The 14,230-nt window shown below is 41.1% G+C and carries 13 protein-coding genes; 10 read left to right on the forward strand and 3 right to left on the reverse strand.

The window, feature by feature from the left end:
* Positions 1–154 precede the first annotated feature (154 nt).
* Together DPF90_RS08070 and DPF90_RS08075 are read right to left on the reverse strand one after the other, a co-directional pair.
* A complete protein-coding gene (locus tag DPF90_RS08070; protein WP_162813999.1) occupies positions 155–1,639 on the reverse strand; it encodes an RICIN domain-containing protein in 1,485 nt (494 codons plus the stop codon).
* Between the two features lie 581 nt (positions 1,640–2,220).
* The gene (locus tag DPF90_RS08075; protein WP_114785825.1) at positions 2,221–2,868 is read right to left on the reverse strand and encodes a thiopurine S-methyltransferase; all 648 of its coding nucleotides are present in this window, start codon (positions 2,866–2,868) and stop codon (positions 2,221–2,223) included.
* A 316-nt stretch (positions 2,869–3,184) separates the two neighbouring features.
* Between DPF90_RS08075 and DPF90_RS08080 the strand changes: the two genes are divergently transcribed.
* From DPF90_RS08080 to DPF90_RS08090, 3 genes are all read left to right on the forward strand, one after another.
* Positions 3,185–3,958, forward strand: coding sequence for a nucleotidyltransferase family protein (locus DPF90_RS08080; RefSeq protein WP_114785826.1), 774 nt, complete (start codon positions 3,185–3,187; stop codon positions 3,956–3,958).
* A gap of 46 nt (positions 3,959–4,004) precedes the next feature.
* Positions 4,005–4,472, forward strand: coding sequence for an ASCH domain-containing protein (locus DPF90_RS08085; protein WP_114785827.1), 468 nt, complete (start codon positions 4,005–4,007; stop codon positions 4,470–4,472).
* 152 nt (positions 4,473–4,624) lie between these two features.
* Positions 4,625–5,620, forward strand: coding sequence for a DUF3187 family protein (locus tag DPF90_RS08090; protein ID WP_114785828.1), 996 nt, complete (start codon positions 4,625–4,627; stop codon positions 5,618–5,620).
* Here the strand turns inward: DPF90_RS08090 and DPF90_RS08095 are convergent.
* The gene (locus DPF90_RS08095; protein ID WP_114785829.1) at positions 5,617–6,360 is read right to left on the reverse strand and encodes a sporulation protein; all 744 of its coding nucleotides are present in this window, start codon (positions 6,358–6,360) and stop codon (positions 5,617–5,619) included. The genes DPF90_RS08090 and DPF90_RS08095 overlap by 4 nt on opposite strands.
* Before the next feature lie 201 nt (positions 6,361–6,561).
* On the opposite strand from DPF90_RS08095, the gene hutC reads away from it, so the two are divergent.
* The 7 genes from hutC to DPF90_RS08130 form a co-directional block, all read left to right on the forward strand.
* Positions 6,562–7,275: a histidine utilization repressor gene (gene hutC / locus DPF90_RS08100; RefSeq protein WP_114785830.1), complete on the forward strand. Its 714-nt coding sequence runs from the start codon at positions 6,562–6,564 to the stop codon at positions 7,273–7,275.
* Positions 7,276–7,378: 103 nt separating this feature from the next.
* Positions 7,379–8,611 carry an imidazolonepropionase gene (gene hutI / locus DPF90_RS08105; RefSeq protein WP_114785831.1) on the forward strand — a complete coding sequence of 411 codons (1,233 nt, stop codon included), beginning with the start codon at positions 7,379–7,381 and terminating at the stop codon, positions 8,609–8,611.
* Positions 8,604–9,602, forward strand: coding sequence for a formimidoylglutamase (gene hutG, locus DPF90_RS08110; RefSeq protein WP_114785832.1), 999 nt, complete (start codon positions 8,604–8,606; stop codon positions 9,600–9,602). Before hutI ends, hutG begins: the two co-directional genes overlap by 8 nt.
* A 91-nt stretch (positions 9,603–9,693) precedes the next feature.
* On the forward strand, positions 9,694–11,391 hold the full coding sequence (hutU, locus tag DPF90_RS08115; RefSeq protein ID WP_114785833.1) for a urocanate hydratase: 1,698 nt from the start codon (positions 9,694–9,696) through the stop codon (positions 11,389–11,391).
* Between the two features lie 27 nt (positions 11,392–11,418).
* Positions 11,419–12,951 (forward strand): histidine ammonia-lyase, encoded by a 1,533-nt coding sequence (gene hutH / locus DPF90_RS08120; RefSeq protein ID WP_114785834.1) that lies wholly within the window; start codon positions 11,419–11,421, stop codon positions 12,949–12,951.
* A gap of 228 nt (positions 12,952–13,179) precedes the next feature.
* On the forward strand, positions 13,180–13,905 hold the full coding sequence (locus DPF90_RS08125; protein ID WP_114785835.1) for a DUF3581 domain-containing protein: 726 nt from the start codon (positions 13,180–13,182) through the stop codon (positions 13,903–13,905).
* Between the two features lie 112 nt (positions 13,906–14,017).
* Positions 14,018–14,230 (forward strand): transposase domain-containing protein (locus DPF90_RS08130; RefSeq protein ID WP_205395177.1); only part of this gene is annotated, 213 nt, incomplete at its 3' end.

Consider the following 14,230-nt stretch of genomic DNA (forward strand, 5'->3'; position numbering starts at 1 on the left):
CAGTCACTGGAAAGTTAACGTGATTCCATTGGTACAAGAAAACCAAAGGCGCAGACAGAGGTGGCACGAATTATATGCATGTCAAATCCAAACCCAACAAATACTTATCTATTGAGTTTGAATCGATCGCTTTTGCTGTCTCACCTACTATTTGTTATTCAGTGGTGCTGCACAAACAAGTAGCGGTACCAAAATCAGCAAATCGACTGGTGAACTGTGTCCCGTTAGGCTTAGCTTCATCATAATTTACCTTGAGTACACTAGGCTCACCCTGGGATGCATCAATTAAGCTGATTGACTGATCTGCATTGATGGTAAACAAGACATCGTTAGTAAATCGATCAGGCTCTTGCCAATACCACACCTGAGTATTGGGAGCGTAATCATCACTGCACTGATCACTTAGACTGAGTTGTTCATCTGACGTATCAAGACAGAGTCCAAGATCGGCGACACTACGATAACGTTTCTCTTGATCATAAACAAAGGCTTGCGACTTACTTCCTTCGACACATCGTTTAAATGACAGCTGGTAATTTGGTTCAACCGTCAGACACATAGCATCGTCTTGACTCAAGTAGACAGATTTAATTGTTACAGCGTCACTCCCAAGAAACCATGGACTATCCCAATCTACCAATATAGTGAAATCGTCACTGTATTCTCGTTGTTCAAAATTACGATCTTCTCTCCAACTGTGATGCCTACCTGATGAAAATAACTCATTAGAAATGATGTATCTCCGACCAAGAAACATACGATTTTGACCAAACAAAGCAAGTGTATTTACTTTTGATCGTATATTAATAGTTGAAAAGCCTGTCACCTGAGGTTTGGCCGCAATTTTAGCCACAAAGTCGGGACGTAAACCCTGTAAAGAAAGTGGATTTCTGTCCTTAAGCTTACTGAAATCCCATGGCTTATCCATTGATGTAGCCCAATCCCAACACCAACCGTCTGCTGTACCCAAACTACAAAATCCTTGTTCAGGGTTTAAATGCGATCCGTAAGTATTATTGAGATATTTAAGCTGGTATCCATCTCTGTGAGCTTCGGTTTTTAAGCCAAATTGTTTGCTACTGTTGATTTGATATTTGTTAGTAAGACGATATTCAATGTTTTGAATCGGTAGCTTTGGAGCGAGACCCAGCCCAAGTTTTATGGAAGAGGTCGTTTCTTTTTCTATCCGAGTATCTGTCTGATCTTGCATCTTTGGCTCGAGATCATTCAGGTAAATATCACCATTATCTAATCGCTCACTCTCATTAACTCTAATGTCAATACTTGCTGAATCTATATACTCTCGATAAACATAACTGGTATGACTATTTTTTTTCCAAGATGAATAGATATCCTCTTCATCTCCCATATTAAGCCCAGCACCTTCATCTAGTATAATTTCGACAAATTTATCTTTATCACCAAACTTATAAAAGTATGGAGACTTTCTATAGTATCTAACTTTAAATTTTAAGTTTGTATGTCCTTTACTATCTCTACCAATAGAAAACCTTCGATGAAATGCAAATTCGATAATTTGTGAATTGTTAACGTTTGTACTTACTCGTTCTGCTTTTAATATCTTGTGAACCCTTTGATTAACAATACTACCAATATAATCTAAATCTCTTTCTTCCATTATATATATTTGGCGAAGACTTATGTTTTTTGGGCTTGTGATTAGGGTATACGGAGAGCTAAAGCCAATACCTAATATCTTTTTCGTAAATATTTGTCTTTCAGTAAAAGAAATGTTAACTAAATCGAGGAAATAATAACTACATTGATCTGGATACTCATTTTCATATCCAAATAGAGTACACCTATCTATATCAAGACTACTCTTATCGTCTTTGGAATAGGCCTGTTGAGTAGAAAACACTAACATAATTAGTATAATAAGTCGGTTAAGATATTTAATCATCACTGTTTTCTCTAATATACATTGCTGTTTCAGTCAAAATATACTTGGAAAAAACATCTATCAACAATTATTTAACATCTTAGGTCACATACGAACAAATCTATATTATTATAAAAATATAGATTATTCATTCCGATGAACAGTGTAAGGAATTGTATATACTTTATTGTATTAGAAATAAGATTAGTTGCTACTCATAGTTTAATCTTTAAATTTAACGATATTTTTCTTTTTTAACGAATGAACTATCAAGTGAGCCATAGACTTATATGACTCATTTGATAAAAATTCATATTTTAACTTTCTATAAAATACACTTCTTCAGCAAACCTAGAAAGTCCATGTTTTACAACTCTTGGGTGTGATAATTCGGCTTCATCTCTGTGAAGCTTTGAGATTTTAAATTCTGAAAACAGTCTTTTGACCTCATGCTCCGTGACTGAAAATGGTGGGCCCAACATTTCTTCCTGTTGGTATTCGGTAGTAATCAGTAGTAGACGGCCCCCGATTCTGAGTAGACCTTTTATCCGCTCTGCATACTCAAGCCTCATTGACTCAGGTAATGCTACCAAGGCTGCACGATCGTAAATGATATCCGCTGGCTCTATTGGGGCAGTAAAAATGTCGCCAGTATAAATGGATAGCTCATCAAATTGATATAAATCGTGCTGACCATTGACTGACGTCACCATAGGTGTATAGAAGTGCTCTGCAAAAAAAGAACGGACTGCAATTTCACTTAATTCAACGCCCTGAATATGTGTGTGTTTAGTAGCAAGCCATACTAAATCTTCAGTTTTACCACACAAAGGCACAAACACTCGATCAGATCGACTTGGGTTAGTCGCTGGCCAGAACTCAACAAGCAACGGATTGACATCTTGCAGATGAAAACCAATTTTATTTGCCGCCCATCGACTATGCCAAAACTCTGGATCTTTCATCCCCTTCCCTCTCATGATTTTCAACCTCCTTAGCCTATCTGAAACTCTTTTACAGCGGTACTTTTTTTGCTGCATCATCTGTTCAGATTAGGTTCAGGTTGAACAATTATACTTGTGGTACGTTAAATGGAATGTGTTGATGTAAGCAATTAATATTAAGTGTGATTTATTTCAACTAATTTTACTAATACTTTGAGTATTCATTGTTTTTGTCACACTGACACCACATCTAGATACATAGGATAAATGCTTTTTTGGAGACGTTAACCTTTTTCTTTTTCTTATGTCCAAGCAGCGATGAATCCAAGGAGAGTCAATGAGCTTATTTCTGCGAACAACTGCACTGATGCTTTTAATGCTCAGCCGTGCACCCGCCTTCGCCACCGTTCAAGCCGAATCCAATGTAGAGGGAAATTGCTCAACTGATCAAAACCAAGTTTGCTCAAAAGCGTTCAAGCACAACCTAAGTGGTTTATACAGCATTCAAACTACATCGACCACACCAACTCAACCTTACAGTGACTTCGATGTTCTGTATAGCAAAGCACATCAAGCTCAAGCTGAACTTGAAATGATCTGTAAAAGTGCGGCAATGCTGACCTCTACACAAGCCTATTTTTCAGGGGTTAAATCTTCTCATCGTGCAAGTGAAAAGATAGCCTTCGAACTCGATGGGCAAGTGGACAGAATCACAGATCTCGCCAGAGCCACCTTAGTGGCTGATGATATTGAAGGTTTGATCTCTCTTTATGAGGTACTGAACCGCGAAACAACCATAGTCAAAACTAAAAACCGGTTTAAAAATCCAACTGCATCAGGGTATCGCGACTTAAACATACTCGTTCAGTTACCTAAAACCAATCTGATTGCAGAAGTACAATTGCACCTAAAAGCGATTGCTGATGTAAAGAACGGGCCAGAACATGACCTTTATGAAAGTATCCAAACGATTGAACGTCAAGTGACACTTCAAAATCGCACCTTGAGTGAATTCGAATTAGCGCAAATTCGCTCTATGAGAACTGAATCCAAAGCACTCTATCAAAATGCTTGGCAGCCGTATATCACTACTCATCTAAGTGCTGCTTAATTTAACCAATACACTGGATTTTAGTTGTTAAAAAAAGGAACAATACATGACACCGCAACAGGAAGCATTTCTTAATCAATATCTAGCCTCTCTTCCAAGCGACCAACGTGAAACAAGAACCGATACCATTGCTGAACATTTTTGTGCTGATGAGTACAACGCAAATCAGTGCGCAAAACTCATCAACCAAGGCATAAAAACAGCATCATGTGGCCTTAAAGAAGCATACGATATCGAAGGTGAGCCCTTACCAGAAGTCGGGAGATTGAGTATTGTGTTAAATTGGCACCAAGAGCCAGTTTGCATTATCAAACTAACCGACGTTTCTATTTGTCCTTTCAATCAAGTGACGGAAGAGTTTGCGCGCCTAGAGGGTGAAGGAGATCTGAGTTACCAATGGTGGCATGATGCACATATTGAGTTTTTCAAAAGCTATGCAAAAGAAGTGGGAGCTAGCTTTACGCCAGAATCAGTGCTTATATTAGAGCGATTTGAAAAAGTATATCCGCTGTGAAAAGACAGTCTTCCCATCGTTAAAACACAAAGTTAATTAACTTTACTTATAGTTCGACTATTAAAATCATTAATAATAAATCAATCAAATAAGCAAACGTCCGCAAGCTACACTAATCTTATAGAAGTAGAATAAGAATTAGAACAGGTCACATGAATGGCATAAAGACGTTTTGCTTTTTTCTTCTTGCAGTACTGGCATATTATGGACACGCGTCAAACATTGATTACGGTCCGATACAAAGTTACACCCAGTCTCCATTTCATACCAACAGCCTCTCTCCTCAGATTCGATCGGGCTTTTCAATGGACAAAAGCCAAGTGGAGTTGTTCGGAACTGGAACCATCTCAAGTATCTGGGCAGTAACACCAGAGTACAAACTCGATTATTACCAAAATCAAATAGCGATTGGTGGCAAGTGGCAACTTCACCAAGAGTGGCAGTTTGAAATGAATTACCGATGGAACTATGCCGGAAATAACCATCTGGATCGCCTTACCATCTCGTTTCACGATTGGTTTAACATTGACCAAAATGGTCGTGAAGATGTAGACAATGATCAGTTCACTATCGATATACCAGAGTATGGGATTAATCTTGAAGACTTTCGCGGCGAGAGCTTAAGCCACGCTTTAACAAGTTATGTACAATATCAAATTACAACAAAAGAGCATCATGGCCTGTCTGTGGGGGTATCTCTATATTACAACAATACCAACCACGGTATTTTTTCGTCTTCAGAGTTTGAGCAAGCCGTCCAGTTGAACTATGGATATCGCCGGAATAAACACTCCTTGGATGCCATATTTGCATTTACATACCGGAACACGCCGACGGTGTTCAAAGAAATGCCCTACCGGCCAAGCACGTGGACTGTTGGAGCCAGCTATCGATATAAGGTTTTCGAGAAACACCACCTGATTGGCCAATTGGCAGTCCATGAAGGCATATCAAGTGGCGACGATGAATTTTCCAAACCCTCAACTGAGTTTACTTTTGGATATCGGTACCAAATGGACAACTCCTCACTAGAATTGACCGCGATTGAAAACATGTTCAATGCGGACAACAGTACCGATATCGCATTCGGTATTGGATATCGCTACCGTTTTGGTTCCCGAGACGACAGCTTATCAGAGCACCCTTAAACTGACAGAATTTGATTTACTGCTGAGAGTATCTCTGAGTCACTTGCATTTCGATCTAGCGAAAAAGAAATATACTGGTCACCACGAAAACTTAAAGAACGATCAACCTCTGCTAGACAGTGAACAGTATTCATATCCAATATAAAGGACAGTTCTATTTCTTTTTTGTTAATCATGCCGCTATTTCTAAATTCAATCTCTTGATAACAGCCCGATTTTGATGAAAAGTTACCTCCATTTAAATATCCTTTTTCAACATCAGCTTTAACCATGGTAAAACCCGAGTTCTCAATTGCAGAAATGAGATTAGCAACGACAGGTAAGGGGTTGATTTCAAAAAAATCTCTATCTTTAGGGTCAATAGCAAAGTCAATATCAAGACTGGTTTCAAGCCACACATGGCATTGATTGTTTACCGTATTAAGAGATGTGATGGGTGTTTCAGGATCAAGATTGAACTGAAATGGCACTTGCTTATTTTCACCAGCATGAATCGTAAATGGCTGTACAGCCTGCAAAGTTCCTAGGGTAAAGTTCTGGTAGCTCGTGCCATTTTCATTTTCTACTTTTACTTCCGTACAAAGCTTTAAATTAATAGCATCAACCTGTTGGTCCACATCTCCGCCTTGGATATATACTGTCCCATGCAAAGAATCTCCTTGCACATAAGACATACTATCGAGAACTGTATCAACCTTTGCAGCACCAATACCTAATGATGCTTTTAACTGACCAAACATGATGTTTCCTTTTTTATGATAATGGTTATGTTTGATTATCATGTTTAGAAAACTGACCGCAAGTGATTTATTTAATCGATACATCAGAAAGACATTCAATTCATATAATCAATCTATCAATGGATAAATAACAACAGAGTTGCAATTTATTCAAAAATAAATCACTATTTGTATAGTCAAATATAATTGAGCTATAAAATAATGAATCGGTCACCTTTATACCTTCAAATAAAGCAGTATATCAGTGATAAAATTGAATCTTCACAGTGGCCCGTAGGACATCGTATTCCAACAGAATTAGAGCTGACTGAGCAATTCAAAGTGAGTCGTATGACAGTCAACAAAGCAGTACGTGATCTGGTAGCAGAAGGTAAACTTCAGAGAAAACCAAGACTTGGTACCTTCGTTTGTACCTCGGACGATAAAGTCGAGTCACCTTTACTCGATATCCAAAACATCGCAGAAGAAGTCAAAGTTCGAGGAAAAACATACTCCAGTAAAGTGCTTCAGCAAATCGCATTACGTGCGGATGACTCCGTTGCAACAAAACTTGGCGTTATGTTGAACAGTCCTGTTTTCTATAGCGAGATTATTCATTTAGAAGACGATTTACCAATTCAATATGAGCTCCGTTGGGTCAACAGCGTCTATGCTCCTGGGTACCTTGATCAAGATTTTACTCAAATCACACCCAACGAATATCTTTCCGATAACTGTCCATTAAATGCAATAGAACACACAGTTGAAGCAATAGCTGCATGTGATCATGTCCGAAGTGCTTTAAAAATAGGGCTTAATGAACCCTGCTTATTACTCAACAGAAGAACTTGGAGTGACAACCGACTTGTCAGCTCAGCACTTTTGTATCATCCAGGTACTCGCTATAAGTTGAGTTCCAAAGTCATCTTGAATTAACAAAATTTAAATCTTTCGATCACACTTTTTCAATGTCCTTGTTGATCAAATTTATATTTTTAATATATTTGTATATACATTTAATTCTGTGGATGAAAACAAAATGCATGGTAACTCGACATCTCAAAAGCAACATCAAGAGCTGTTACTCACTAACGCTAGGCTAGTTACCATGATACCGGGCGAGCAAGGCTACTCTATTTCCCAACCCCAAAATTTATACATTAGCTCGGGTAAACTGAATGCGTTAACTAACGGACTCCCGCCCAACATCAAAACTTACGACTGTGGTAACAAACTCGTTACACCTGGCTTTATCGATTGCCACACACACCTCGTTTACGCAGGAAATCGTGCAAATGAGTTTGAAATGCGCTTAAACGGTGTTCCCTACTCAGATATAGCAAAAAAAGGCGGTGGAATTCTTTCTACGGTCAAAGCCACTCGAAATGCTACCCAAGAAGAACTAGTCGAGTATGCATTGCCTCGTCTTGATGGACTTATTCGTTCAGGAGTGACTACCGTTGAAGTCAAATCCGGATATGGGCTGACTTTAATAGATGAAATAAAAATGCTGAGAGCGGCAAAAACATTACAGAATCATCGTAAGATTAACATTGTCACTACTTTGCTAGCTGCCCATGCTGTTCCACCCGAATATCAAGGTAAGGCCGATGATTATATCCAACTCATATGCCAAGAGATTATTCCGCTAGTGGCAGAAGAGAAGCTTGCATCCTGTGTCGATGTTTTCTGCGAATCTATTGGGTTTAATTTAGAACAAACCGAAAAAGTATTTATCGCAGCAAAACAGTATGGTTTGGATGTCAAAGGTCATACCGAACAATTATCAAACTTAGGTGGAACCGCTTTAACAGCTCAATATAAAGGGCTATCGGCTGATCATATTGAATACTTGGACGAGGAAGGAGTTGAAATTCTTGCCAACTCCGACACCGTAGCAACTCTATTACCTGGCGCTTTTTACTTTTTAAGAGAAACTCAACTGCCTCCAATCTCACTTCTGCGTCAGCATAAGATTCCGATGGCGATTGCAACTGATGTGAACCCTGGCACCTCACCTTTCTCAGATTTGACTATGATGATGAATATGGGGTGTACACTTTTCGGGCTAACACCTGAAGAGACGCTGCGCGGAGTAACCTGTAATGCAGCAAAAGCACTTGGGCTTGGAGACGTTAAAGGCCAGATCCGTGATGGATTTGACGCAGACCTCACCATTTGGGATGTGGAACATCCAGCAGATTTTAGCTATCAACAGGGAATAGCAAGACTGTCAGCTCGAGTCATTAATGGAGAAGTTGATCATGTCTAATCTACCAATAACAAATCAAGAGTTTCATTGGCAAGGTCGCCATGACCAAGAAGATGGTGCTTTAGGCAAACGTGTTCACCACATTATTAAGCAGCTGCAAGTCAAAGATTTAGAGCCCTACCGTAATGCTGTGAGTATATTAGGATTTGCGTGTGATGCCGGTGTTGCTCGTAATAAAGGACGCATTGGCGCCCGCAAAGCCCCAGACTTAATTCGACGAGCATTAGCCAATATGGCATGGCACAAAGAGAGTGCCGTGATCGACCTTGGTAACATAGTGTGTGAAGACGATTTACTTGAACAATATCAATCGGAATGTGCTGATGTCATTGCTGCAGCTTTACACTCCACACCTGTCATTACATTGGGGGGCGGCCATGAAGTAGCTTGGGCATCGTTTCTCGGACTTGCTCGCTACTTTGAATACCTTAACCCTACCAAAGCGCCTAAAATTGGCATAATCAACTTCGACGCGCACTTCGATTTGAGAGCCTTCGAAAGTAACAACGCCGACATCAAGCCTAGCTCAGGAACTCCATTTAATCAGATCCATGATTATTGCCTCAAAAATAATTGGCCATTCCATTATGCATGTTTAGGGGTTAGCCGTGCGAGTAATACTCAAGCCCTATTTGAAAGAGCTAAAGACCTCAAAGTATGGTTTGTCGAAGATAAAGACCTAGCGCACTTAAACCACATTTATCATCTTACTCAGTTGCAGCACTTTATTGACAAATGTGACTATATCTACCTCACTATCGATCTCGATGTATTCCCAGCAGCAACAGCGCCAGGGGTTAGTGCACCGGCTGCCAGAGGCGTAAGTATGGATACCATGGCTCTGTTCCTTGACCGAATCTTACACTACAAAAAAAAATTAGTGATTGCTGATATTGCTGAATATAACCCTACTTATGATGTCGACAGCCAAACCGCTCGCCTTGCAGCACGGCTTTGCTGGGACATAGCTAACGCTTTTTCTGAAAAATAACCAATAGATACTAGCGGTTGATGTACACAGAAGCACTGCTTTTGTGTCAGTCGCGTACAAATAAATAAAGTGAAACACAAGGAATTAACTTATGACGGAACGTAAATCAGAAGATATACGCCTCGATACTAACCGTACCATTCGAGCCCTACAAGGGACAAAACTCAGAGCAAAGTCATGGCTAACTGAAGCACCGCTTCGCATGTTAATGAACAATCTCGATCCTGAGGTTGCAGAGCATCCTCACGCGCTGGTTGTATATGGTGGAATCGGACGCGCAGCTCGCAATTGGGAGTGTTTCGATAAAATCGTAGAAGTGCTTGAAAGGCTCGAAGAAGATCAAACCTTACTAGTTCAATCTGGTAAACCTGTTGGTGTCTTTCCAACTCATAAAAATGCACCCAGAGTATTAATAGCCAACTCTAATCTCGTTCCTCATTGGGCTAATTGGGAACATTTTAATGAGTTGGATAAACAAGGCCTGATGATGTATGGCCAAATGACAGCAGGAAGCTGGATTTATATCGGTTCACAAGGCATTGTCCAGGGCACATACGAAACTTTTGTTTCAGTGGCGAAAAAGCACTTTGGCGGCGAAGCAAAAAATCGTTGGGTCCTAACAGGCGGCCTTGGGGGTATGGGAGGAGCGCAACCTCTAGCTGCTACCATGGCGGGCTTTTCTATGATTGCCGTAGAATGTGATGAATCACGCATAGACTACCGCTTGCGTACAGGTTACGTCGATAAGAAGGCGACAAGTTTGGATGAAGCCCTTGCGATTATTTATGAGTCGGAACACCCGATTTCCGTCGGCTTACACGCCAATGCAGCCGATGTCTTTCCAGAGCTTGTTGAGCGTAACATCACACCAGATGTTGTTACTGATCAGACATCTGCTCATGACCCATTGAACGGATACTTACCCATTGGCTGGTCGATGAACCACGCAGCAGAAATGCGCCTAAAAGACCAAGCAACTGTGGTCAAAGCAGCCAAAGAGTCCATGGCCATCCAAGTTAGAGCAATGTTAGAGCTTCAAAAGCGTGGAGCCGCGACACTTGATTATGGTAATAACATCCGTCAAATGGCGCTTGAAGAAGGCGTTGGTAATGCCTTTGACTTTCCCGGTTTCGTTCCCGCTTACATCCGACCTCTATTTTGTGAAGGCATTGGGCCATTCCGCTGGGCTGCCCTTTCAGGAGATCCAGAGGACATCTACAAAACTGATCAGAAGGTAAAAGAACTGATTCCCGACAACCCTCACCTACACAATTGGCTAGATATGGCCAGAGAGCGTATTCAATTCCAAGGCTTGCCCGCTCGAATTTGTTGGGTAGGTTTAAAGGACCGAGAACGTTTAGGCCAAGCCTTTAATGAAATGGTAAAAAACGGCGAGCTCAAAGCGCCTATCGTGATAGGTAGAGACCACCTAGACTCTGGTTCAGTTGCAAGCCCTAACAGAGAAACCGAAGGCATGATGGATGGCTCAGATGCTGTATCAGATTGGCCTCTACTTAATGCTCTTCTTAACACTGCTGGTGGCGCTACATGGGTTTCTCTCCACCATGGCGGAGGCGTAGGCATGGGCTTTTCACAACATTCAGGAATGGTGATCTGCTGTGACGGCACTGAAGATGCTTCTCAACGCATCGCGCGTGTTTTACATAATGACCCGGCAACAGGGGTTATGCGCCATGCCGATGCAGGTTACGACATTGCCAAACAATGCGCAGCGGATCAAGGTTTAGACCTTCCGATGCTTAATGAAGAATTAAGCAAACTCAAATAATAAAGGTTGAACCAAGGAAATATCAGAATGTTTAACTTAACGCTAAAACCAGGCAGCATTAGCTTAAAACAACTACGCCATGTAAGTCGGTCATCACTAAAACTTTCTCTCGATGCAGAAGCAATCCCCGCAATTGAAGAAAGCACCAAAATCGTAGAGCAAGTCATTGCTGAAAACCGCACTGTTTATGGAATAAACACTGGTTTTGGGCTTCTTGCCAATACTCGTATTGCTCCAGAAGATCTTGAAACCCTACAAAAAAGTATTGTTCTTTCACACGCAGCTGGCATTGGTGAATTAATGTCGGATGAAACAGTCCGTCTAATGATGGTATTAAAAGTCAATAGTCTCGCACGCGGGTTCTCTGGGATACGTTTATCTGTCATACAAGCCTTGATAGACCTAATCAATGCTGAAGTCTACCCTTGTGTACCACAAAAAGGATCTGTCGGAGCTTCTGGCGACCTTGCACCTTTGGCTCATATGAGCACAATTTTACTAGGAGAAGGTCAAGCTCGTCATAAAGGTAAAATTATTTCGGGGCTGGAGGCAATGAAAATTGCAGGCCTCGAACCTATAACCTTAGCACCGAAGGAAGGGCTAGCATTACTTAATGGGACTCAAGCTTCTACCGCTTTCGCATTAGAAGGACTGTTTGCTGCCGAAGATTTATTTGCATCTGCAACCACATGTGGTGCTATGTCTGTTGAAGCGGCGCTAGGTAGCCGTCGACCTTTTGATCCACGTATTCATAGAGTTCGCGGCCATCGTGGCCAAATGGATGCTGCACTTTCATACCGTGAGTTATTAGATGTCAGTAGCGAAATTGGTGACTCACATACAGGTTGTGAGAAGGTACAAGACCCCTATTCACTTCGTTGTCAACCACAAGTCATGGGAGCATGCCTACAGCAGATCCGCAATGCTGCCGACGTTCTAGAAGTTGAAGCCAATGCGGTATCAGACAACCCTTTGGTTTTTGCTGATGACGGTGATATTATTTCTGGAGGCAACTTTCATGCAGAACCTGTAGCTATGGCTGCCGATAACCTCGCTCTTGCAATCGCAGAGATGGGCAGTTTATCTGAAAGACGTATGGCGCTGCTCATCGATAGTGCTTTAAGCAAGCTACCACCTTTTCTCGTCGATAATGGAGGCGTTAACTCTGGCTTTATGATTGCTCAAGTCACATCTGCTGCTTTAGCCAGCGAAAATAAAGCACTTGCTCACCCCGCGTCTGTGGATAGCCTACCCACTTCCGCCAATCAGGAAGATCATGTTTCTATGGCTACCTTTGCTAGTAGACGCTTAGGTGATATGGCTGAAAACACTCGTGGTATACTGGCCGTTGAATATCTTGCAGCAGCTCAAGGGCTCGATTTTAGAGCGCCGAATAAATCATCAGCTAAAGTAGAGGAAGCCAAGCAAATATTGCGGGAAAAAGTGTCTTTCTATGATAAGGATCGCTATTTTGCACCAGATATCGAACAAGCGAACAAGCTCCTTTTACTCGCTGTTCACAATCACCTTCTACCCGAAAAAATTTTACCAAGCGTTTAACTAGTAATAAACGGATCTTCGGCTGAGCTATTTGCTCAGCCGATTTTGTTTATAAACAACGTAATCCTGAATTCGATAGACAATAATCGGAAATACCTTTAATTCATTACGTATGACCTTAATCAACGTAAAATGAGATTGTAACAAATGCAACCTGTCACTGGATGGACCATTGAATTGAAAACCTCATATATAATTCACTTCAGTTTTGGCAAATTAGCGTAACTCATGTTTTTAAAACCTTACTTTTCAAGCAACGACAAACAGTTCGAATTCACCCGTCAGCAAGCAAGCCACTTTGCTAAGGTGGTCGCTGGTGACTTCAATCCAATTCATGATGAAGACAACAAGCGCTTCTGTGTGCCCGGAGATCTTCTGTTCGCTGTCCTGCTAAAAAAAGAAGGTGTCAGTCAGAAGATGCGGTTTGATTTCTCAGGTATGGTCGGTGAAGGCATTGCTCTCCACATAGATAATAAATGCAACAAGCAAGCGAGCGTTGTCGATTGCAATGGTAAAGAGTACCTTCAAATGACACGCGAGGGCGATATCAATCGTGATCCTGCATTCATCGAGCATGTGGTAACAAACTACGTCCAGTTTTCGGGGATGAATTTTCCACACATCATGGTTCCGTTAATGCAAGAACAAAAGATGATGATTAATTGCCAACGTCCACTCGTGATTTACGAAAGTATGGAAGTAGAGTTCTCCCGCTTAGATATCTCAAATCCAGAAGTAGAGTTTAACGGTGCAACATTTGATGTTGAAGGAAAGCGTGGAGTGGTCACGCTTAACTTTGATTTTAAGCAAGAAACCGAAGTTGTCGGGAAAGGCATCAAAAGAATGGTCGCTAGCGGCCTAAAAGAATACAATCAAGACGATATCGATGGGCTAGTATCTCGTTTCAACGAACGTAAAAAAACCTTTCTAGCACAGCTCAACCAAGCAGCTTAAACTAGCAAAAGAAAAGTCCTACAAACATGTGTAATGCCGATCGGTTTAGAGACTTGAACGATCCTGGGATCGTATGATAATCCCCACTAACTTTGTTAGTGGGGATTTTTCTATGTTGGCTGAAGAGTTAGTTCTAGCTCATGATACTATTGAAGATGGCAAAAATTATGAGTCTGTAATTAATGCCATTCAACTTGAATGGATAGAGCAAGCTCTCTATGAAACATCTAAAGCGAGTATCAGAAGGCGTCGGCTACCGGCCCAACAAGCAGTATGGCTCGTCATTTGGATGGGATTGCAGAGAAATAAATCCATTAAAGAGGTT

The sequence above is a fragment of the Vibrio tetraodonis genome, assembly GCF_003350295.1.
Classification (GTDB): Bacteria; Pseudomonadota; Gammaproteobacteria; order Enterobacterales; family Vibrionaceae; genus Vibrio; species Vibrio tetraodonis.

Coding starts and splice junctions, on each gene's coding strand:
- DPF90_RS08070 (WP_162813999.1), bottom strand. CDS start 1,639: ATGGAAGAAAGAGATTTAGATTATATTGGTAGTATTGTTAATCAAAGG.
- DPF90_RS08075 (WP_114785825.1), bottom strand. CDS start 2,868: ATGAAAGATCCAGAGTTTTGGCATAGTCGATGGGCGGCAAATAAAATT.
- DPF90_RS08080 (WP_114785826.1), top strand. CDS start 3,185: ATGAGCTTATTTCTGCGAACAACTGCACTGATGCTTTTAATGCTCAGC.
- DPF90_RS08085 (WP_114785827.1), top strand. CDS start 4,005: ATGACACCGCAACAGGAAGCATTTCTTAATCAATATCTAGCCTCTCTT.
- DPF90_RS08090 (WP_114785828.1), top strand. CDS start 4,625: ATGAATGGCATAAAGACGTTTTGCTTTTTTCTTCTTGCAGTACTGGCA.
- DPF90_RS08095 (WP_114785829.1), bottom strand. CDS start 6,360: ATGTTTGGTCAGTTAAAAGCATCATTAGGTATTGGTGCTGCAAAGGTT.
- hutC (WP_114785830.1), top strand. CDS start 6,562: ATGAATCGGTCACCTTTATACCTTCAAATAAAGCAGTATATCAGTGAT.
- hutI (WP_114785831.1), top strand. CDS start 7,379: ATGCATGGTAACTCGACATCTCAAAAGCAACATCAAGAGCTGTTACTC.
- hutG (WP_114785832.1), top strand. CDS start 8,604: ATGTCTAATCTACCAATAACAAATCAAGAGTTTCATTGGCAAGGTCGC.
- hutU (WP_114785833.1), top strand. CDS start 9,694: ATGACGGAACGTAAATCAGAAGATATACGCCTCGATACTAACCGTACC.
- hutH (WP_114785834.1), top strand. CDS start 11,419: ATGTTTAACTTAACGCTAAAACCAGGCAGCATTAGCTTAAAACAACTA.
- DPF90_RS08125 (WP_114785835.1), top strand. CDS start 13,180: ATGTTTTTAAAACCTTACTTTTCAAGCAACGACAAACAGTTCGAATTC.